This is a genomic window from Mailhella sp. (assembly GCF_057866825.1).
Map to the genome: position 1 here is coordinate 64,772 of NZ_DBMAHT010000001.1, position 19,915 is coordinate 84,686.

At 60.1% G+C, this 19,915-nt stretch carries 18 protein-coding genes and 1 tRNA gene; 6 read left to right on the forward strand and 13 right to left on the reverse strand.

Features of this window, described 5'->3' with window-relative positions; translation table 11 throughout:
• The first annotated feature begins 43 nt into the window (after positions 1-43).
• Positions 44-1,429: a magnesium transporter gene (mgtE, locus tag ACZM96_RS00380; protein ID WP_489486635.1), complete on the forward strand. Its 1,386-nt coding sequence runs from the start codon at positions 44-46 to the stop codon at positions 1,427-1,429.
• A 65-nt stretch (positions 1,430-1,494) separates the two neighbouring features.
• Here mgtE and ACZM96_RS00385 read toward each other — a convergent pair whose 3' ends face one another.
• The 5 genes from ACZM96_RS00385 to ACZM96_RS00405 form a co-directional block, all read right to left on the reverse strand.
• Positions 1,495-2,370, reverse strand: coding sequence for a DMT family transporter (locus tag ACZM96_RS00385; RefSeq protein ID WP_489486636.1), 876 nt, complete (start codon positions 2,368-2,370; stop codon positions 1,495-1,497).
• Positions 2,370-3,044 (reverse strand): B3/B4 domain-containing protein, encoded by a 675-nt coding sequence (locus ACZM96_RS00390; protein ID WP_489486637.1) that lies wholly within the window; start codon positions 3,042-3,044, stop codon positions 2,370-2,372. The genes ACZM96_RS00385 and ACZM96_RS00390 overlap by 1 nt, the downstream gene beginning before the upstream one ends.
• 60 nt (positions 3,045-3,104) lie before the next feature.
• A tRNA-Ala gene (locus ACZM96_RS00395) sits at positions 3,105-3,180 on the reverse strand.
• A gap of 81 nt (positions 3,181-3,261) precedes the next feature.
• Positions 3,262-3,567, reverse strand: coding sequence for a ribosome biogenesis factor YjgA (yjgA, locus tag ACZM96_RS00400; protein WP_346665677.1), 306 nt, complete (start codon positions 3,565-3,567; stop codon positions 3,262-3,264).
• Positions 3,567-3,944 carry a hypothetical protein gene (locus ACZM96_RS00405; RefSeq protein WP_489486638.1) on the reverse strand — a complete coding sequence of 126 codons (378 nt, stop codon included), beginning with the start codon at positions 3,942-3,944 and terminating at the stop codon, positions 3,567-3,569. Before ACZM96_RS00405 ends, yjgA begins: the two co-directional genes overlap by 1 nt.
• Before the next feature lie 212 nt (positions 3,945-4,156).
• Here ACZM96_RS00405 and ACZM96_RS00410 point away from each other — a divergent pair, with 212 nt between their 5' ends.
• The 3 genes from ACZM96_RS00410 to ACZM96_RS00420 all read left to right on the forward strand — a co-directional run bounded on the left by ACZM96_RS00410 (position 4,157) and on the right by ACZM96_RS00420 (position 6,547).
• Positions 4,157-4,720: a hypothetical protein gene (locus ACZM96_RS00410; RefSeq protein WP_489486639.1), complete on the forward strand. Its 564-nt coding sequence runs from the start codon at positions 4,157-4,159 to the stop codon at positions 4,718-4,720.
• Positions 4,721-4,722: 2 nt separating this feature from the next.
• Positions 4,723-5,097, forward strand: a complete 375-nt coding sequence (locus ACZM96_RS00415; protein WP_346665675.1) for a diacylglycerol kinase — start codon at positions 4,723-4,725, stop codon at positions 5,095-5,097.
• A 262-nt stretch (positions 5,098-5,359) separates the two neighbouring features.
• Positions 5,360-6,547 (forward strand): class I SAM-dependent rRNA methyltransferase, encoded by a 1,188-nt coding sequence (locus ACZM96_RS00420; RefSeq protein ID WP_489486640.1) that lies wholly within the window; start codon positions 5,360-5,362, stop codon positions 6,545-6,547.
• Between the two features lie 19 nt (positions 6,548-6,566).
• On the opposite strand, the gene ACZM96_RS00425 is transcribed toward ACZM96_RS00420, so the two are convergent.
• Positions 6,567-6,971, reverse strand: coding sequence for a hypothetical protein (locus ACZM96_RS00425; protein ID WP_489486642.1), 405 nt, complete (start codon positions 6,969-6,971; stop codon positions 6,567-6,569).
• Here ACZM96_RS00425 and ACZM96_RS00430 point away from each other — a divergent pair.
• Positions 6,970-8,121 carry a pyridoxal-phosphate-dependent aminotransferase family protein gene (locus tag ACZM96_RS00430; RefSeq protein ID WP_489486643.1) on the forward strand — a complete coding sequence of 384 codons (1,152 nt, stop codon included), beginning with the start codon at positions 6,970-6,972 and terminating at the stop codon, positions 8,119-8,121. The genes ACZM96_RS00425 and ACZM96_RS00430 overlap by 2 nt on opposite strands.
• Positions 8,122-8,260: 139 nt before the next feature.
• Here ACZM96_RS00430 and ACZM96_RS00435 read toward each other — a convergent pair whose 3' ends face one another.
• Positions 8,261-8,989, reverse strand: coding sequence for a sulfite exporter TauE/SafE family protein (locus ACZM96_RS00435; RefSeq protein ID WP_489486644.1), 729 nt, complete (start codon positions 8,987-8,989; stop codon positions 8,261-8,263).
• 272 nt (positions 8,990-9,261) lie between these two features.
• Between ACZM96_RS00435 and ACZM96_RS00440 the strand changes: the two genes are divergently transcribed.
• Entirely contained in the window at positions 9,262-10,131 is an 870-nt protein-coding gene (locus tag ACZM96_RS00440) for a DMT family transporter (RefSeq protein ID WP_489486645.1), read from the forward strand.
• Between the two features lie 7 nt (positions 10,132-10,138).
• Here ACZM96_RS00440 and ACZM96_RS00445 read toward each other — a convergent pair whose 3' ends face one another.
• From ACZM96_RS00445 to ACZM96_RS00470, 6 genes are all read right to left on the reverse strand, one after another.
• Entirely contained in the window at positions 10,139-11,530 is a 1,392-nt protein-coding gene (locus tag ACZM96_RS00445; RefSeq protein ID WP_489486647.1) for a sigma-54 interaction domain-containing protein, read from the reverse strand.
• 189 nt (positions 11,531-11,719) lie between these two features.
• Positions 11,720-12,559, reverse strand: coding sequence for an amidohydrolase family protein (locus tag ACZM96_RS00450; RefSeq protein ID WP_346665669.1), 840 nt, complete (start codon positions 12,557-12,559; stop codon positions 11,720-11,722).
• Positions 12,560-12,600: 41 nt separating this feature from the next.
• Positions 12,601-13,530, reverse strand: coding sequence for a (2S)-3-sulfopropanediol dehydratase activating enzyme (gene hpsH, locus ACZM96_RS00455; protein WP_294489328.1), 930 nt, complete (start codon positions 13,528-13,530; stop codon positions 12,601-12,603).
• Between the two features lie 142 nt (positions 13,531-13,672).
• Entirely contained in the window at positions 13,673-16,186 is a 2,514-nt protein-coding gene (gene hpsG, locus ACZM96_RS00460; protein WP_489486648.1) for a (2S)-3-sulfopropanediol dehydratase, read from the reverse strand.
• Positions 16,187-16,327: 141 nt separating this feature from the next.
• A complete protein-coding gene (locus ACZM96_RS00465) occupies positions 16,328-18,193 on the reverse strand; it encodes a TRAP transporter large permease (RefSeq protein WP_489486650.1) in 1,866 nt (621 codons plus the stop codon).
• Between the two features lie 61 nt (positions 18,194-18,254).
• Positions 18,255-19,259, reverse strand: coding sequence for a TRAP transporter substrate-binding protein (locus ACZM96_RS00470; RefSeq protein ID WP_489486651.1), 1,005 nt, complete (start codon positions 19,257-19,259; stop codon positions 18,255-18,257).
• Positions 19,260-19,915: the final 656 nt, after the last annotated feature.

Here is a 19,915-nt window from a genome sequence, read left to right on the forward strand (position 1 = left end):
GTCCTTCTCTCCCCTTCTTCCGATATTACAGAGGAAAACAGTCATGACCCATAAGGAAATTCTGCGTCTCATCTGCGAACTGTCCCATGCCGGCAACACCCGCGACTTTGCAAGACTCGTCGAAAAGGCACATCCTTCCGACACCGCGGAGGCGCTTGCCGAACTGCCTGTCTCCACGACGCTCACGCTTCTGAAGCAACTGCGCGACGAAGTCGCCGCGGAACTTTTCGGCTACTTTCCCGAAGCCCTCCAGACGCAAATTTTTCACGCCCTGCCCCCCGTCGAGGCGGCGCGGCTCTTTGAACATCTGCCCTCCGACGAACGCGCCGACTTCTACGCGCTGCTCCCGCCGCAGGATCAGCAGTCTCTGCTTGCCGCTCTGAGCGAAGACGTGCGACGCGACCTTATTCGCCTTTCCGCCTTTTCCGAAGAAAGCACCGGCTCCGTCGCCACTTCCGAATATATTTCCGTACTTCCCGAAACGCGCGTGGCCGCGGCACTCAAGACCGTGCGCGCCGTCGCCGGCAGGTGCGAATCCATTTACGTCGTCTATGTGCTCGACAGGGAGCAGCGGCTGCTCGGCGCGGCGTCGCTCCGGGACCTGCTTCTCGCCGACGACGGCGAGCTCATGGAAAACGTCATGCGCCGCCACCCTGTGTGCGCCCGCGCGTCCTGGCCCCGGGAACGCGCCGCAGAAATGATTCGCCGCTACGATCTGCTGGCCCTGCCCGTCACCGACGAACACAACAGGATGCTGGGCGTCATCACCGTGGACGACGCCATGGACGTGGAAAAGGAGCAGGACGCCTCCCAGCTTGCCCGATTCGGCGGCACCGCCACGGCCGGGGACGCGGAACTCGATCTGCTCAAATCCCCTCTGTTCAGCATGTTCAAGGTACGCGCGTTCTGGCTCATCTTTCTTACGGTGTTCGGCGTGGTCACGAGCAACTTCGTGGCCGCGCAGGAAGAAATACTCTCGCGGGTCATCGTGCTCGCGGCCTTCATCGCGCCCATCGTGGACATGGGCGGCAATACGGGAAGTCAGTCCGCCACGCTGGTGATCCGGGCCATGGCCGTGGGCGACGTCACCCTCGGCATGACGGATCTGTGGCGCGTGCTCAGGCGCGAACTGCCCGTGGCCTGCGCGCTCGGACTCACCGTGGCCCTGCTCGAAGGCTCGCTCGCCTGGGTTTCCAAGGGCGTCGATGCGCCCGTGCTGCTCACCGTGGGCCTCAGCATGTTCGTCTGCACGGCCTCCGGCGGCGTCATCGGCCTCGCGCTGCCCTTCCTGGCCCGCCGCATGGGCACGGATCCCGCCACGCTTTCCTCCCCGCTCATCACGTCCGTCATGGATCTGCTCGGGGTGTTCATCTACTTCGGCTTCGCCTACCTCTTCCTCGGCGACGCGCTCGCGGCCGCGCTCCAATAAAAAAACGCCGAAGCGTCTTCCACCTGGGGAGGCGCTTCGGCGTCATCCGGCCCTGCCGGAAAAAGTCACGACCGTTTCATGGTCAGAAGCAGCACGGAGCCGATGACCAGCGCGCAGCCCACCCAGCCGATGAAGGAAAAATTCTCGTTCCAGAGCCACCAGCACAGCAGCGTGCCGACCACCGGTTCCAGATTGCCCAGAATGGCGGCCTGCACCGGCGACAGATAGCGCAGCGACTGGCCGTACCAGAAATAGGAAACGTAGGTCGAGACAAAGCTGAGAATGAACAGCGCTCCCGCCGCATGCATGGATATGGGCCGAAAATGCGCGAAGAAGGAAAGCACCACCGCCGCAGGAAGAAAGGTCATGGCAAACAGAGCCTGCGTGGAATAACGATCCTTGTACCAGGCAAAGAACAGAAACTGGAAGGCGTAGGTGAAGCCGGAAAGCAGGCCGCAGCCTATGCCGATGTACGAGACCTCGCCGCCCAGACTTCCGCCCGAAAGACAGACCAGACTGGTGCCCACCATGGCCAGCGCAAGGGCCGTGATCTTGGCCGAGTTGATGGCTTCATGAAACAGAATGCGCGAAAAAAAAGCCACCCACGCCGGAGCCGTGAACATGAGAATGATGGCGATGGCTCCGCCGCTTTTCTGAATGGAAATCTGCAGGGAAAGAATCACGAGGGAAACGTTGATCGCGCCGAACAGCACCATGCTCACGAGGTCGCGCTTTCCGGCATGCAGCCCGCCCACGAGCATGGCGTGAATGAGAAAGCACACGCCGGAAATGGCCATGCGCCAGAACGCCACGGTGGCAGGCTCCATGCCTTCTGCAAAGCACACGCGGGACACGGGCCCGATGATGGCCCACGCCAGAGCGGCAAGCACGCAGTACACCGTGCCGAGCCAGAAGCCGCGATCACTGAAATTAAGCTTCATTAACTGATTCTCTCCACTATGCCGAACTCAAGATTGCACGCGCCCGCCAGCGTTCCGAATCGGTCGGCGGCCAGCGCAAGCGCCTTTTCCAGTTCCGCCCTCGGGGAAAAGGAATAGATCACCGTCAGCAGGCGACGGCTTTCCGGCGTCACCATGGCCCTCGTGGAATCGCTCGTGGGACTGCCCACAGGGCCTGCTTCGTCGGCCAGAAGAGGCATGCATTCCAGATTCACGGAGTCCTTGCCTATGCCGGGATACGATTCCCCGGGCTTTCCGCGCCGCAGCACGACGCCCCCTTCAAGGCGATCCCTGTCATAGGAGCCGAGAGAAAATCCCGTTTCCAGAGAAACGAGATTGTTCACGTCCACCACGGTATTGATGCGGTACAGGTCCCGCCCCTGGCGGATGCGCCGGTACAGAGCTTCGGACGACACCCTCCAGCGGCCGGGGTCCTTGCCGCAGGCGCGATACGCGCGGCGCGACTCGCCGAGATTCGGCATGTCGGCAAGGGGCGTCGATTCCAGCTGCGCCTTCAATGCGGGCAGCAGCTCCTCCACCGCGTTCCATACGGACGCGTCGGATTCACGAGGTTCCGCGTCATAGATCAGCCAGCCCAGACGGCAGTCCGGGCAGCAGGCATGTATATCGTCGTCAATGCGCAAATCCGGCTTCATAAGGCACGCTCCGGTTCAGATATGAAAAAAGCCGCCTGTGTGTACAGGCGGCTGAAATTCTGGTGGAGATGAAGAGAATTGAACTCTTGGCCTCTTGAATGCCATTCAAGCGCTCTCCCAACTGAGCTACATCCCCGTTGCACATGTACATTTGCCAGATTCGGCAGCATCCGTCAAGAAAAAAAGCGGCATACGCCCCGTTTTTCCTGCCGAAGGCCTATTCCAGCACGTCAAGGGCGTCGAGCACGGGCTGGAGCGTGCCTTCCTCCTGCGCCTCGCGCATGAGACGGCCGATGTACTGAAGCTGACGCCGTTTCGCCTCAAAGCCGGAAAGTCTGTCGTACTCGTCGAGCCCGTCCTTGAGATCGGGCGGGAGCGGCAGACGGGCCCGCTTCACGGCGGGAATTCTGGCCAGCTTTTCCCCCACGGCCTGAAGCGCGGCGCTGTCGCGTTTTTTCTGCGAACGGCTTACGCGTTCTTCTTCCTCCGCGCCGCCTATCTGATACCGGTTCTTGCGGGGCATTACTGCTGCACCTCGGGGCCGCCCTCGTCGGGATTGAAATTGGCGCTCTCTTCCATTTCGAGCGTGTCGATTTTCTCTTCCAGCCACTCCATCAGAGCGCGGGCCGTGTGATAGTTGAAGAGCACCCGCGAATGGATGTGACGCGTAATCACGCGCTCCTCTTCGTCAAAAGGAACCACTTCCGCGCCGAAGGCGCCGTCCGGTTCCACGGCTCTTTCGGAAAACGACGGCAGCTTGTCGCTTTCCACATAGAAATTCACTTCTATTTCACCCTGCGGATTGATGCCGCCCCACACGCCGTGCGTGTACTGCAGACGACAGTCGGGATCCTGAGTGTATTCGTAACGCACCCTGCTGGGATATCTGATCTGACTCATGAGGACCTCTCAAAAATGGGGCCGCCTCTCGGACGAACCCGAATTTCCTTTCATATCCCGCCTTGCCCGGCAAGTAAAGAATATCCTCCCGCCTCCGGGCCGTTTTGACCGGCCGACACTTGACGGAACCGCGGCCTCGCGGCACATTGGAACATTCCTGACGGCTCAGGCGGGAACCCCGGCCGATCCGACATCACTCCGAGAGGATTTTTATGAACAGCTACACCAAGGAAACGCTGCAAGTCCGCCCCATTTTCGACTTTGAACTGCTGCTGAGTCTGCTTTCCGAAAAGCGGCTCGGCGGCAAGGTGCTCGAAGAGCTGGCCGACGCGTGGGAACGCTGGCTGCCCAAGCTGCACGCCATCAAGCTGGAAACCGGCAAAGGCCGCTATCTCGCGCTCTGGCTCGATCAGGACGTGGAAAAGGAAGTGGACGAAGAATGGGCCAAATCCGCCGAATACGGATTCCGCCTGAGCGCCCTTGCCCAGACCATGTGTCAGTGCGCCGTCTATCAGCTCATGCCCGAAGTGGAGGACGCCGGCTGCGCGCCCGCGCCTCAGCCCACGGCCGCGCTCCGCGAAGCGCTGGCCGCCGAAGGCCTGGACTATCAGGACGTCACGCATTCCATGCTGCCCAAGTTCAGCGTGCTCACGCCCTTCCCCTTCCACGGCGCGTGCGACATCTGCTATCTGCGCAAGGAATGCCCCAAGGCCAACGGTCAGTCCAACGAATTCCGCTCCTTTGAAATCGGCGGCGAGCCGCAGCAGCAGGCCTAGTCATGGACCGCGAACGCCTGAAGGAAGGCTTCTTTCACATCTTCAAGGCGGCCGGCTACTCTCTGGCCGGTCTCAGAACGGGCGTGCGCCTCAGTCTTGCCTTCCGGCAGGAATGCGGCGTCTTCATCGCCCTCATCGTGCTGCTCGCCGCGTGCGGCAAGCCCCTCACCACGTGGCTCATCGCGCTCGGGGCGTGGCTGCTCGTCATGATGGCCGAGCTCATCAACACGGCCATCGAAGAGGCCCTCAACCTCATCACGCGCGACTACAACATTGCGGTGAAAAACGCCAAGGACATGGCTTCCGCCGCCGTGTTCCTCATGCTGGCGCTCAACGCCGCGCTCTGGTTCTGCATCTTCATTCTGGGACTGTTCTGATCCGGACGGGCGCGCCTGCCTTCTCCGCAGCGCGCCCCGTTCTGCGCCCGCCCTGCCTCCTGCCGGAACACGGCAGGGCGCAAACGCCACCTCTTCGCGCCCGACTCGCCCAAAATGCCCGACTCGCCGGGCGCAGCGCAGAAAATACGCTCCGCCCCAACGATCAGGTGCCGCGCGCCCGCGACTCCGAACGCCCGCGCCTTCCGATTCCTCTCCGCAGCATTCTCCTGCGGCACTCCTTCAACGCATCGGGGAAACGCCCATGGAAACCGTTTTTCTCAAAAAAGGCGAAGACCGTCGCCTGCGCGTGGGACACCTCTGGGTGTTCAGCAACGAAATAGACGTCAAACGTTCGCCGCTTTCGTCGTTTGCGCCGGGGCAGTCCGTGCTCGTGGCCGACTGCGGCGGACGTCCGCTCGGCACGGGCTACGTCAATCCCGCCTCGCTCATCGCCGTGCGCCTGGTGAGCCGCAAGGCGGATGAAGCGCTCGACGCGGATCTGCTGCGCCGCCGCCTCTCCGACGCTCTGGCCCTGCGCGAACGCATGTTCCATGCGCCCTTCTACCGCCTCTGCCACGGCGAAGGCGACTTTCTGCCGGGACTCATCGCCGACAGGCACGGCGATCACCTCGTCTGCCAGATCACCACGGCGGGCATGGACGCGCACACCAACGAACTCGTTGCCGTGCTCGACGAAATGCTTCACCCCGCCTCCATTCTGCTCGACAACGATGTGGCCTCCCGCGATCTCGAAGGACTCGAACGCTTTCAGCGCGAAGCTCTGGGCTCCGCGCCCGACGAAATTTTTGTGGAAGAAAACGGCATGCGCTACGCCGTCGCGCTGCGCGGAGGCCAGAAAACGGGCTGGTTCTACGATCAGCGCCTGAACCGCGCCGCGCTTACGCCCTTCGTGCAGTCGCAGCCGGGCTGCACCGTGCTGGACGCCTTCTGCTACGCCGGAGGATTCGGCGCGCTGGCGGCCAAAAACGGCGCGGGAAAAGTCACGTTCATGGACGCTTCCGCCCACGCGCTCTCCTACGCCGAACGCAACGCCGGACAGTTCGGCACGGCCACGGAAGCCCTGCAGGGCGACGCCCTCACCCTGCTCGCCGATCTTCGCCGCGAAGGCCGCACCTTCGACATCGTGTGCCTTGATCCGCCCGCCTTCATCAAGCGCAAGAAGGACGCCCGTCAGGGTCTCGAAGCCTATCAGCGCGTCAACGAACTGGGCCTCGATCTCGTGCGCCCCGGCGGCCTGCTCATGACCTGTTCCTGCTCCCATCATCTGGAAGCCGATGTCCTGCGCAATCTGGTCACCCGCGCGGCAGGCAAAAGACGCCGTCACGCCCGGCTGCTGTTCCAGGGCTTTCAGGGGCCGGATCATCCCATTCATCCGGCCATGCCCGAAACGGCCTATCTCAAGACCTTCCTTTGCCATCTGCCGGAATAAGACATCAGGGGCGACCTTTTCAGGCCGCCCTTTTTTTGTGCGCGAGCGCCGCTTCCCACGCCGAAAAACGTGAACGCTTCCTGGACTCGGCGGAAACGGGCAAACGGCGCGTGTCACCACCTCCCCTGCGCGCCCGGCAGACGGCTTTTTCCCGCCGAAGAAGCCGCAACGCATCCGCCCGGTTCGTCGCCGCGCTCTTTTGCCTGCCTTTTTCCGAAAACTCCCCCTCAAGCCCGTCCGAGAGCCCTTCTTCCGTCGCCCCGCGGCGAAACGGTCTTGCCTGAACGACCTTTGCTCCCGGCAGCTTATCTCCGCCGGGCCCGACTTGCGCTTGCTGCGCGCTTCTTTTTTCTATACCGTGAAAAACGCGCATTTTCCGCGCCACCCATTCCGGCGCGCCGCCGGCACAAGAGGTTTTTGTCATGTCATCCATTCAGGCTACCCGTATGCTTACCCCGGGCCCCACGCCCATTCCCGACCGCGTTCGTCTGGTCATGGCCTCCCCCCTGCTTCATCACCGCAAGGACGCCTTCAAGACCATTCTGGCCGAAAACCAGATCATGCTCAAAAAGCTCTTCTGCACGGAATCTCCCGTCATTCCGCTGGCCAGCTCCGGCACCGGCGGCATGACCGCCGCTGCGTTCAATCTCTTTGAACCCGGCGAAAAGGTGCTCGTGGCCACGGCCGGATATTTCGGCAACCGCTGGGTGGACATCGCAACCATGCGCGGCCTCAACCCCGTGATCCTGCGCAAGGACGCCGGAAAATCCTTCGATCCCGAGGAAATCCGCGCCATGCTCGACGCCGATCCCGCCATCCGCGGCGTGTTCATGCAGATTTCCGAAACGTCCACCGGCGTGCTTCATCCCGTGCAGGAAGTGGCGGCCATCACCCGCGAGCGCAACGTGCTCTTCGTGGCCGACGGCATTTCCGCGGTGTCCATCTCGCCCGTGCGCATGGACGAATGGGGCATCGACTGCCTCATCACCGGCTCTCAGAAGGGCCTCATGCTGCCCCCCGGCCTGGCCTTCATCGCCCTCTCGCCCCGCGCCTGGAAACGCGCCGAAGAAGTGCGCCCCCAGTGCTACTACTTCGATCTGATTCAGGAGCGGGCCAGCTGCGCCAAGAATCAGACCCACTACACCTCGCCCATCAGCCTGCTCATGGGCCTGCACGAAGCGCTGACCATGCTGCATGAGTTCGGCATGGACAACGTGTTCAAAAAGCAGTGGGCCCTTACGCAGATGGCCAGAACCGGCCTTGCCGCCATGGGCATGAATCTGTTCGTCAAGGAAGAAGGCCGCTACACCTGGGGCCTCACCAGCGTGCTCATGCCCGAAGACATGCCCGCCGGTCCCATCGTGGCCAAGGCATTCAAGGATTGCGGCGTCATTCTCACCGCCGGTCAGGGCGACCTCAAGGACAAGGTGATACGCCTCGCCCACATGGGCTGGATAGACTGGGCCGATCTCGCCGCCGGTCTGCATGCGCTTGCCTGGAGCCTGCCGGAAAAGCCGAAGGGCGCCTATCTCGAAGCCGCGCTCGACGCCTATCACGCGGCCCTCGGAGAATAACAGGCAGACGCAGATCCCCGAAGGAGCCTCCGACACGCATCCAGACCAGCGCGCCTGAGGCGTCCGACGCCTTTTCAGCAAAAAAGAACCGGCCTGAGCAGTTCAGACCGGTTCTTTCATAGAAAAAGCCAGGAATGCGTCAGCGCAGCAGCATGAACACGCCGGTGAACACGCACAGGCAGGCAATGGCCTTCTTGAGCATCGCCGTGTTCATGTGACTGGCCGCGCGTATGCCCGCCCAGACGCCCACGCTCTGCAGCACCACGGACATCAGCGCAATATTCCAGTTGATCTGGTCGATGATGATGTTGCCGATGCTGCCGGAAAGGCAGGCGAACATCTGGAAGGGCTGTGCCGCCGCCACCGTGGCGAAGGGAGCAAAGCCCATGATGATCATCATGGGCACGGACAGCACCGGGCCGCCCATGCCGGTGAGGCCGGCCATGAATCCGACGAAGGAGCCGACGAAGAGCAGGTAGCGGAAGCGTCCGCGTTCCGTTTCCATGCTCCGCATGGGATGGGGCTGACGCAGCGCGGCCGCGCCGGATATGATGATGAGCACGGCCAGAATGGCGTTGAGCGCCACATCGCCCACCACATGCTTGGTGAGCGCGCCGAAGCAGCTGAACAGCAGCGCGCCGATGCACTGAGGAACCACAATCTCCTTTTTCAGATTGCCGCGCTTCCAGTGAAGAAACGTGCCCACCGCGGCGGTGAAGAAAAAGCTGCACAGCGCCGTGCCCGACGCCAGGGAAAGCGGCATGCCCGTGCCGTACTGTATGGCAGGAATGAGCAGAATGCCGCCGATGCTGGTGGCGCCGCAAAGAAAGCCCACGACTACAAAACTGATGATGAGAGAAATCGTCATACTCCGTCCCCATGACCGGACACCCGACGGTCTTCCCCCGTCGTCAGGGCGCGACGCGCTCCCGCTTCACGCTGTGCATTTTCGCCTATGCCGTATGGCACAACGTTGCGGTCTCCTGCGGATTTTGCCGCCGCACGCCTTGTCCGATCTCACCGGCATATTCAGCAATATGTCGATATCAATAGTAAAAAAGTTTTTCAGCGGCACGCGCCGCTCTGGCATGAAACATGCATTGCATCCCTGATGAAACAAACAGACCTGTGAGATAATCCATGCGACTTTTTCTTGCCACCGCCTTTTGTCTGACGCTTTTTGCTCTCAACTCCATCTTGTGCCGTGCGGCTCTGGTCGTCTGGGGCATGGAGCCGCTCCAGTACACCGCCATCCGCGGCCTTTCCGCCGCGGTCATGCTGGCTCTGCTGTGCGCCCTTCACGTGGTGCGCGGCGCGCCCGGCAAAGGCTCCGTGTGGAAACAGGCATGGAAGGAAAGTTCCTGGGCCGGTTCCCTGTTTCTCTTCCTGTACATGATATGCTTCTCCCTTGCCTACATGACCATGCCTTCGGCCGCAGGCACGCTCATCATCAACATTTCCGTGCAGTTCGGCATGGTGGGATGGGGCCTCGCCCACGGCCTGCGGCTCACCCGCATGCAGGCGGCGGGCCTCGCTCTGGCCTTTGCCGGACTGCTGGCCCTGCTCTCTCCCGGCCTCACCGCTCCGCCTCTGGTCGGCGCCATGCTCATGGTGATTTCCGGTCTCTCCTGGGGCGGATACAGCATCTGCGGCCGCGGCGCGTCTTCCGCCTCGCTGGCCACGGCGGGCAATTTCTTCCGCTGCGCCATTGCGGGCGTCGTCACCGCATGCGCCGCCATGATGCTTGAGGCCCCCGCGCATCCCGCGGCCTGGGCCTGTGCCCTGGCCGCCGGCGCCGTGGCCTCCGCTCCCGGATATGTTCTGTGGTACGTCATCGTTCCGCGCTACAGCCTGACCGGCTCGTCCGTCATTCAGCTCAGCGTGCCGCTCATCACTGCGGTGCTGGCCGTGCTGCTGCTCAATGAGCCCATCACCCTGCGCCTCGCCCTGTGTTCCGTGCCCATTCTCGGCGGCATCTGTCTGGCGCTCGTTTCCAGGCAAAAAGCCTAGAGAGCCGCTACAGAACCTTCAGACCATGTTTCTCAAGATCCTTGATCTTGCGGAACATGGTGCTTCTGTCCATGCGCAGCATTTTGGAAGCCGCCGTCATGTTGCCGGAAAAACGGGCGATGGCCGCGCGCAGCATGCGGCATTCCATTTCCCGCATGATGTCGTGATAGTCCTTGCCCTCGAAGTCGAATTCCGCCGACGCGGGAGCAGGCTCCCGCAGCGAGGACGACGAGCTGATGGGCAGATGATAGGCCCGCACCACGTTCTTCGGGCACGTGACCACGGCTTCCTGCATCATGCTCTTGAGCTCCCGCACGTTGCCCGGCCAGTCGTAGGAGAGCAGCAGCTGCTCCACGTCGTCGCCCAGGGTCATCACTCTGTTGTATCTTCTGGAAAACTGCTGGAGGAAAAAATTGGCCAGCGGCATGATGTCTTCCTTTCGCCTGCGCAGCGGAGGAATGTTCAGCACCGCAATTTTCAGCCGGTAGTAGAGATCGCTGCGGAACTCTCCGCGGGCAACGGCCTTTTCCAGATCCTTGTTGGTGGCGGCCACCACGCGCACATCCACCTTCTTGGGCGTGTTGGCGCCCACCCGGACGATGACGCCGTCCTGCAGAAAGCGCAGCAGTCTTGTCTGCAGCGGCAGGGGAAGTTCGCCTATTTCGTCGAAGAACACCGTGCCCCCGGCCGCGGCTTCAATAAAGCCTATGCGGCCGCTGCGGTTCGCGCCGGAAAAGGCTCCGCCCACGTAGCCGAACAGCTCGGATTCGATGAGGTTCGGGGAAATGCTGCCGCAGTCCACCTTGATGAACGGCTTGTCGGCCCTGCGGCTCATGGCGTGTATGCGCTGGGCCATCACGTCCTTGCCCACGCCGGTTTCGCCGAGTATGAGCACGGAGATGTCCGTCTGCGCCATGATGCGCGCCTTGGCCAGAAAGGATTCCATGGCCGAGCTGAAAATGAAATTGCTTCCGTCCTCCACGGTCTGCAGGCTGGAATTGTTGATCCGCACCATGGTGTTCAAAAGATCGCGCTGATGCGCCAGCTTGTTTTCCATGTTCACGATGGTGCTGATGTCGCGGATGAAGGTGATGCACATGACCACCTTTCCGTTCCTGTCCAGGATGGGAAAACCGTCGAGAGAAAGATGCTTTCCGTTGGAAAGCGTCTGTATTTTTGAGACAGGGCGGCCGGAACTGATGACTTCGGGATTGACGGCCACGTCGAAAATGCCTTCGGCCACAATGCTCGTCGCCTTGCGTCCCATCATCCATTTCTTGGAAAATCCGCTCAGCTCCTCGTACTTTTTATTGACGAAAAGACATGTGGAATCTGCATCGCTTATCCAGATACCGTCCTGGAAAACGTCGAAAGCCTGTTCCATATATTCAAGAAGCACGGAATCCATGGATAACCCGAAATAAGGATAAAAATTTCTACCTGCCCAGTCATTTTGCAATAATTTAATCCTGTTCACAATACTTTCCCAAAAAGGGGAATGCCGTGGCTGGGTACAAAAAAGGCCGCCGCGATAACGCGGCGGCCCCTTATTTACACCGCGTTTTCGTAGCGGCCCCTTGACGGAACATTAATCTTCAGGGATTTCCAGTACTTTGCACGCATTCTTGTACATGATCTTCTCACGCACGTCTTCAGGCAGATCCATGGCGGCATAGTTGGCCAGGCATTCGCCCTGCTCCACGAACGGATGGGCGCTGGCAAACACCACCTTGTCGGCGATCATGGACTTCATGGCGCTGATGTAGGTTTCGCACATGGGCGCCACTTCATATTCCGAAATGTCCATGTACACGTTCTTGTTGCGATAGCAGGCGTAAATGGCCTCATGCACGTACGGATAGCCGCCGTGGCTCATGACTATCTTGAGTTCGGGGAAGTCGCGGGCCACCACGTCCACGTCGCGCGGATCGGTGTAGGTCATCACCGCGCCGGGAACCTGAGGCGGCGGAGCCATGGTGATGAACACCGGCACGTTCAGTTCGCAGCACTTGGCGTAAATGGGATAGTAGCGGGCTTCGCAAGGGCTGATGTGAGCAAGATAGGGATCGGTGGCGATACCCTTCATGCCGTATTCCTTCACCACCTTTTCCACTTCGCGCACGGCGCCCATGCCCTTGTGCGGATCAATGCCCCAGAAGCCGAGGAACATGTCGGGATAGGCGCGGCAGAATTCCAGCACGCTGCCGTTGTTGTCCGGGAAGCCGTAGGTGGTCTGGCAGTCGCGGCCGGTAATGACGCAGCGCGTCACGCCGCGGGCCTTGAGGTCCGCCACGATCTCGTCGAGAGTCTGCGGCTTCCACTTGTCGAAGCCGCTGGCTTCGCAGCTGGCCTTGAACATGGTGCTGTTCTTGATGCCGTTCAGAATGGCCTCGGTGTGAGGCCGAAAACGAAAGTCGATAATCTTCATCACCAGTCCTCCCTGGTTGAAGGATCATGCATAAAAAGGAGCTACTTTGCGCCTCGTTCCTCGTCCACGATGGCCTGAACGCGCGCGGCGACGCCGGCGGGCAGGGAAACTTCGCCCATGGGATACTCTCTTCCCAGGAACATGTATTTCTGCGTTCCCAGGCGATGGTAGGGCAGCGCTTCATAGGAAACGTTGGCGTAGCCCTTGAGCAGCCGGCCTATGGAGCGGGCGGTTTCGTCATCGTCGTTGAAGTCGGGAATGACGGGCGTGCGCACCAGCACGGGCTTGTCGGGGAAGGTTTCCAAAAGCTTCTTCAGGTTGGAAAGAATAAGCTCGTTGCCTCTGCCCGTGGCCCACTTGTGCTTTTCGGAGTCGGTGTGCTTGACGTCGAAAAGGATGTTGTTGAGGAGCGGAGCCGCTTCTTCCATGGTTTCCCACGGCACGCAGCCGCAGGTTTCGATAGCCGTCTTGATGCGGCGTCTGCGGGCCTCGCGAAGAAGCGCCAGGGCGAACTTTTTCTGGAACAGCGGCTCGCCGCCGGAAATGGTCATGCCGCCGCCGGAACGGGAGTAGAAAATGGAATCCTGAGCCACCACGTGAAGCACGTCCTCAACGGTGCGGTTCTTGCCGTACACGATGAGGCTCTGCGCGGGACACGCCGAGGCGCAGGCGATGGTTTCGCAGTCGTTGCAGTGGGTGCAGTCGATGTCGAGAGCGCCGTTGACCGCGCGGATGGAGCCGTAGGGACAGGCGGGAATGCAGAAGTTGCACTTGGCCGGAGAAATGCAGCGGGTGGGGTTGAAGGCCATCTGCGGCTGCGGTTTCTGGGATTCGGGGTTGCTGCACCAGCGGCAGGCCAGAGGGCAGCCCTTGGTGAACACGATGGTGCGGATGCCCGGACCGTCGTGAACGGAATATTTTTGAATGTTGAACACCAGGCCGGTGACTTTTCTGTCCTCAAACGTACTCATGATAACCTCGCGTGCGGCTGCGAAAAGGGGCGGTCTGCCCTCCGGAAACGCCGCGCCCGGAATCGGACGCGTTCCGATAAAAGAAAACCGGCTCCTCCCCGGCAAGGAGGAGAAGCCGGCGGGGCATCAGGCCCCTTGTCTACTACAGATCGTCGTGATCGGTACGGGCGATCAGGTCATTCTGAAGGTCGGGCGACAGGTCCACGAAGTAGGCGCTGTAACCGGCCACACGAACGATGAGGTTGCGGTACTTCTGCGGATCCTTCTGAGCGGCAAGCAGGGTTTCCTGATTGAGCACGTTGAACTGCAGATGCCACAGCTTGAGGTCGCACCAGGTGCGGATGAACTGCACCAGCTTTTCGGTGCCGGCTTCGCCTTCCACGCTCTTGGGAGTGAACTTGATGTTCAGGAGGCGAGCAGCGCGGTTGCGCAGGCCGTAGTTCTTGGTCTTGTAGTTGGAGAGCAGAATGGCGGTAGGACCATTCACGTCCGCGCCGTGGGAGGCGGAAGAACCGTCGGACAGCGGGAACCATTCGGTACGGCCGTTAGGCGTGGCGCTCACCACCTTGCCGAAAGGCACGTGGGAGGTGAAGGGCACGTAGCGCACGTCGTTGTTGATGCCCATTTCGGGGGAGTACTTCTGGGCGAATTCCACGCAGATGCGGTCGATGGCCTTGCCGATTTCGTCGGCATAGGGATCGTCGTTGCCGTAGCAGGGGCAGCTCTTCACGAGCTGCTGGATGTCTTCGTAGCCCACCCAGTTGTGATCCATGGCTTCAAGGAGCTGATCCATGGTGATGCGCTTTTCTTCAAACACCAGCTTCTTGATGGCGGCCAGGGAGTCGATGACCGTGCCGAAGCCCATGAATTCGAAGTAGCCGAAGTTGGCGCCTTCGGGGATGATGCGGGTGTGCAGGTCGAGGCAGTACTTCATGCAGAGATCGTGCAGAGCGGAGCCCATGGGCTGGGCGAAGTGTTCGGCGCGAACCTTGGTGACGATGTACTGCTGGGTGAACGTGGCGCGCAGGAACAGGTCCTGCTGAGCCTTGTAGGCTTCCCACATGTCGTCCCAGGTCTTGAAGGTACGGGGATCGGGAGTCTTCACGCCGAGCTGCTCGTCGCCGTACTTCTTCATCTTGCCCTGACGCAGAGCCATTTCCAGAGCCGCGGCGAAGTTGGTGTACGCACCGCCGGAGGTGTAGGTGTCGCGGTTGGGCATACGGGTTTCGGTGCAGCCGGACACGGCGTAGTCCAGAGCTTCTTCAAAGGTACCGCCCTTGGAGGCGTACAGCGGCACGACTTCTTCGTCGTTGCAGAGCTTGGGGAAGCCGGAGCCGTACTTGATGGTTTCGGCCACGTCCCACAGGTATTCGTCGGGAGAGAGCGAATGCACGCGGGCGGCGAGGTCAGGATAGTGCAGGGGGAATTCACGCTTGGAGCGCAGGAACAGGTGGGTCAGTTCGTTGGTGGCGTCCACGCCGTCCTTGGTCTGTCCTCCGATGGTCACGGCTTCCCAGTGAGCATAGCCTTCGTTGAAGGCGCCGCCCTGAGGAGAAATGTACATGTCGATGAATTCGGCCATGCCGACCCACATGCATTCCAGAAGTTCCATGGCCTTTTCTTCGGTGAGCACGCCGGCTTCCATGTCCTGCTTGTAGTAGGGATAGAAGTACTGGTCCATGCGGCCGTTGGAAATGGTGGTGCCGGTCTTCTGTTCGATGCGGGAGAACATCTGCACGAACCACTGGGACTGCACGGCTTCATAGAAGTTGCTCGCGGGTTCCGCAGGCACCTTTTCAGCGATTTCGGACATTCTCAGAAGTTCGGCCTTGCGCACGGGATCCGTGGTGGTGGCGGCAACTTCGCGGGCCTTGGCGGCGTAGCGGCGGGCCCACAGAACGATGGCGTCGCACACGATGACCACGGCTTCCAGGAAGGGACGCTTGTCGGCCTGATCCACGGGGCTCGCGGGATCAAGGGCGGCCAGCTTGGCTTCGGCTTCGGCCTTGATGCCGTTGAAGCCGCGCTTGAGCACCTTCTCGTAGTCATGCACCCACTGGATGGAGGAACGGAAGGAAGAGGTTTCGTTCACCACGAAGCGGGAGATGAGGCCTTCATCGTCCACGTAGGTGAGCTTGTGCACCCATTCGGGGAGAGCCTTGTTCAGGGCTTCGTGATAGGTCTTGCCCTTCCAGTAAGGAGCGATCTCCTCCATGACGATCTTGGCGTCTTCGGGGCTGATGGTGGCGGGGGACTGCTCACGGGTGGGCAGGTCGCGCACGGCGATGTCGAGGAAGTCGCCGTCGAGTTCAGGATACAGGATGCCGTAACGGCCGATCTTGGAACCGGCGCGGCCGAGCAGCAGCTGACCGTCTTCGACTTCCACGGTCATGTTCTTGGCGATGTGCATGAGCGCCTTGGCCCAGCGGAGCACGAGGGGCTGACCTTCGGTTTCCTTCATGGACTGGGTGAAGTACAGGGCGCGTTCCACGTCGATGACGGGGGTCTGTCCTTCAAACTTGGCAATGAGGTCGAACACGCGGGCATGCGTGTCATAGTACTTGTCCTTTTTGCCCTTCTGTTCGTCAAAGATGCGCTGTTCCTGCGGGGAATGGCATTCACAGGCTTCGGGGTTGAGCATTTCAATGGCACTCATGTGAACTCCTTGAAGGTTCGTTTCGGACCGTGCCTTTCGGGCGCAGGCTCCGGGAGCATAGGGCTCCTGAAATAGGTGAGGAGGGAGACTCCTTCCCGGGATTTTCCCGGGAAGGTCCTTAGGTTGCCGGGTTAGCCGGGACTATCCCGCTCCGCCGACCAGGCAGAGAGGAATGGCCGGGATGTAGGTGATGAGCAGCAGCACGGCGATCATCAGGGCGATCATGGGCAGGCTGGCCTTGGCGATCTGCTCGATGCGGGTTCCGGAGATGCCGCTCGCCACGAAGAGGTTGACGCCCACGGGCGGGGTGAGGAAGCCGATGGCCAGGTTCACCACCATGATGATGCCGAAGTGCAGGGGCGACACGCCCACGCCGGTCACGATGGGCAGGAGGATGGGCACCAGGATGACGATGGCGGCCAGAGCTTCCATGAACACGCCCACGATGAGCAGCAGCACGTTGATGATGAGCAGGATGGCGATCTTGCTGCTGGTGAAGGCAAGAATGGCGCGGGCGATGGTGCCGGGCACGTCTTCAATGGTCATGATGTTGCCGAACAGGGTGGCCATGGCCATGAGCACGATGATGACGGCCGAGGTTTCGCAGGCTTCCACGCAGCAGGCGCACACCTTGCGGAAATCCAGTTCGCGGTAGATGAACACGCCCACGATGAGGCCGTAGAAGGAGGCCACGGCCGCGGCTTCGGTGGGGGTCATGAGGCCGCCGTAGATGCCGCCGAGCACGATGACGGGAACCAGCAGGGCCCACTTGGCGTCCCACACGGCGCGGGTCACGGTGCCCACGGTGCGGGTGCGGGCGGAGCCGCGCCAGTTGTTCTTGCGGGCGGCGTAGTAGGAATAGCCCATGAGCACGGCGCCGGTGAGCACACCGGGAACGATGCCGCCGATGAACAGGTCGCCGATGGAAACCTGCGCGGCAATGCCGTACACCACGAACGGGTTGCTGGGAGGAATCATGACGCCGATGGCGCCTGCGGCCGCCACAATGGCCGCCGCAAAGGTTTTGCTGTAGCCGCGTTCTTCCATGGCGGGAATGGTCAGGGCGCCGATGGCCGCCACGGTGGCGGGGCCGGAGCCGCTGATGGCGCCGAAGAACATGCAGGTGGCCACGGTGGTCAGCGCCATGCCGCCGTACATGCCGCCCACGAGTTCGTCGGCGAGTCCGAGAAGACGCTGGGAAAGTCCGCCCGCGCCCATGAACACGCCGGCGGCGATGAAGAACGGAATGGCCATGGTGGGGAAGCTGTCCAGCGAGGTGAAGGACACCTGGGCCAGATATTCGATGGGCAGCGTGTCGGCACAGAGAATGGTGGTCAGCGCGGACATGCCGAGGCCGATGGCAATGGGAACGCCGGTGACGCAGAAGATGAGGAAGTAGCCAAACAGGGCGGGAACGGGATCAATGTATTCGGCGAGCACACAGGGCGACATGACCGCCACCGCGACGACAGCACCGATGATAGAATCCAGAACGCCCGTGACCTTGATCTGCTTGATCATGGACTGCACGAGCCGCAGGCTCATGAGACCGAAGCCGAGAGGCAGAATGAGATAGGGAATGAGGAACGGAATGCGCATGGCCGCCGTATGCTGGGGGAAGCGCTGGAGACGTTCGATCTGGCCCCATCCGTAATAGGTGATGGTAAGGGTGAGCATGAGGAAGATGAGTTCCACAAAGATCCAGCTGATGCGCTGGAGACGCGGAGGCAGCATCTGATACACGAAGTCGATTCGGATGGAGCTGCGCTTGCGTATGGCCACGCTCACGGCAATGTAGGAGATCCAGATGAAGATGTAGCGGGAAATTTCTTCGGTCCATACCGCAGCGCCGGCACGTTCGACGAGGGGCGTGATGAAATAGCGGTAGATGACCTGCCAGGTGATGAAGAAAATGATGGCAAGAAGGCCTGAAACCAGAAAAATATTTTCAAAGTTCTCGTCAAGCCAGTGCAGAATGCCGGTGGATTTTTCAGTGTTGGTGCTCATGGATTTCAAGCCTCAGATGTAGAAATGAAGCGGGCGGAGCTCTCTCCGCCCGCAGACGGCATTACTTCTGGGTGTCAGCAATGAGCTTCAACAGATTGGGATCGATTTCCTTGGAGAACTTGTCGCGCACGGGCTGAGTACGCTTGTAGAACTCGGCTCTTTCCTCGTCGGTGAGCATGTGGATCTTGATGCCCTTGTCGCGGAAGGCCTGCCAGGCCTTTTCTTCGAGCTTCACGGTTTCGGCGCGTTCCCACACGGTGGCTTCATGGGCGGCTTCCATGATGATCTTCTGCTGTTCGGGGGTCAGGCTGTCCCACTTGGCCTTGTTCATGAGCAGAATGTGCATGGAGTAGTTGTGCTCGGAGTTCATGGCATACTTCAGAACTTCGGTATGCTTGGAGTCGTTGAGCAGGGAGAAGGTGTTGCCTTCGGCGTCCACGGTGCCCTGCTGCAGGGCGGTGTAGGTTTCACCCCAGGCCACGGGGGCGGGGTTCATGCCGAGTTCGGTGGCCACGGCCACTTCCACGGGGGAGTCGGTGGTACGAACCTTGAGGTTCATGAGGCTCTTCACGGAGTCCAGAGGCTTGGTGGAGCTCACGAAGTTGCGGTAGCCGTATTCGCTGAACATGATGGTCTTGAGGCCGCACTTTTCAGCAACCTTGTCCAGAGCCTTGCCGAGTTCGCCTTCGTCAAGAGCCTTGTACAGGTTCTGCTGATACTTGGAGGAGGTCACATACGGCAGGTCGATGGCCATGTAGTCCTTGGAGAAACTGGCCAGGTTGGGGGTGGAGCTCGAAGACATGTCGAGGGTGCCGGCCTGCGCGGCTTCGGTGGTCACGCGGTCGGAACCGAGCTGACAGTTGGGGAATATCTGAATCTTGATCTTGCCGCCCGATTTTTCTTTGACCAGGGCTGCGAACTTTTCGTAACCAACGGTGACGTTGTTGCCCGGGGCCATAGGATGACCGAGGCGCAGGGTGAGGGGACGTGCAGCTTCAGCAGGAGCGTAGGCGCCCATCAGACCGATAACGGCGACACCGCAAAGCAACGTACGAAAAAGTTTCATAGCTTCTCCTTCACTGTTTTATACGATTAGCCGGGCATCCGGCATATTCCCTGGAATGAAGTCTTCAGTTGATACTTTTAGTGCAATCTCATTTCCAAATGTGGTTCGAGCCTGCACACTTTTTCCAATAAGCAAGAATCGTGCCAACGGTCACATTTTTGAGTGTTAAAATTTTTATTATGTAAATACGCATAGTTATCAGTTGTATGAGTATTGTCCACAAAAATGCGGATACCCTTCATTTTTTCACTGAAATTATAAAATATATAAATTTTTCAATGTGTTATCATTATTTGTGATTTTTATAATTTTGCTATTGTATTATTCTGTTTTGCATAATATGCATACTTGCATATTATTTTATGCCTATATCACTTTATTGTCTGATATTATTATATTTTTGCTTGTGCAGTCCTGCATGTGAGCTTTTATTCATTATGCCAAACTGCATATGCAGGCTTTTAACCGCCCCCCGCTTTCGCGTGCGGACGGCGAAACGCGCCTTCCGAAGTATCGGCGACAAGGTCAGGCAAAAAAGAGAATCCTTGAAAAAAGCGCATTTCCCGTCTTCCTTTCTCCCCGCGCGCGGGCCTCTTGCCTTGATTTTCAGGCTTGTATAAAATATAACAAGTCTTTCTTCAAAAGGTTCGCCGGGT

Coding starts and splice junctions, on each gene's coding strand:
- ACZM96_RS00405 (WP_489486638.1), bottom strand. CDS start 3,944: ATGAGTCAGATCAGATATCCCAGCAGGGTGCGTTACGAATACACTCAG.
- ACZM96_RS00415 (WP_346665675.1), top strand. CDS start 4,723: ATGGACCGCGAACGCCTGAAGGAAGGCTTCTTTCACATCTTCAAGGCG.
- ACZM96_RS00440 (WP_489486645.1), top strand. CDS start 9,262: ATGCGACTTTTTCTTGCCACCGCCTTTTGTCTGACGCTTTTTGCTCTC.
- ACZM96_RS00435 (WP_489486644.1), bottom strand. CDS start 8,989: ATGACGATTTCTCTCATCATCAGTTTTGTAGTCGTGGGCTTTCTTTGC.
- ACZM96_RS00420 (WP_489486640.1), top strand. CDS start 5,360: ATGGAAACCGTTTTTCTCAAAAAAGGCGAAGACCGTCGCCTGCGCGTG.
- ACZM96_RS00390 (WP_489486637.1), bottom strand. CDS start 3,044: ATGAAGCCGGATTTGCGCATTGACGACGATATACATGCCTGCTGCCCG.
- hpsG (WP_489486648.1), bottom strand. CDS start 16,186: ATGAGTGCCATTGAAATGCTCAACCCCGAAGCCTGTGAATGCCATTCC.
- ACZM96_RS00385 (WP_489486636.1), bottom strand. CDS start 2,370: ATGAAGCTTAATTTCAGTGATCGCGGCTTCTGGCTCGGCACGGTGTAC.
- ACZM96_RS00425 (WP_489486642.1), bottom strand. CDS start 6,971: ATGACAAAAACCTCTTGTGCCGGCGGCGCGCCGGAATGGGTGGCGCGG.
- yjgA (WP_346665677.1), bottom strand. CDS start 3,567: ATGCCCCGCAAGAACCGGTATCAGATAGGCGGCGCGGAGGAAGAAGAA.
- ACZM96_RS00450 (WP_346665669.1), bottom strand. CDS start 12,559: ATGAAGATTATCGACTTTCGTTTTCGGCCTCACACCGAGGCCATTCTG.
- hpsH (WP_294489328.1), bottom strand. CDS start 13,530: ATGAGTACGTTTGAGGACAGAAAAGTCACCGGCCTGGTGTTCAACATT.
- ACZM96_RS00410 (WP_489486639.1), top strand. CDS start 4,157: ATGAACAGCTACACCAAGGAAACGCTGCAAGTCCGCCCCATTTTCGAC.
- ACZM96_RS00430 (WP_489486643.1), top strand. CDS start 6,970: ATGTCATCCATTCAGGCTACCCGTATGCTTACCCCGGGCCCCACGCCC.
- mgtE (WP_489486635.1), top strand. CDS start 44: ATGACCCATAAGGAAATTCTGCGTCTCATCTGCGAACTGTCCCATGCC.
- ACZM96_RS00470 (WP_489486651.1), bottom strand. CDS start 19,259: ATGAAACTTTTTCGTACGTTGCTTTGCGGTGTCGCCGTTATCGGTCTG.
- ACZM96_RS00465 (WP_489486650.1), bottom strand. CDS start 18,193: ATGAGCACCAACACTGAAAAATCCACCGGCATTCTGCACTGGCTTGAC.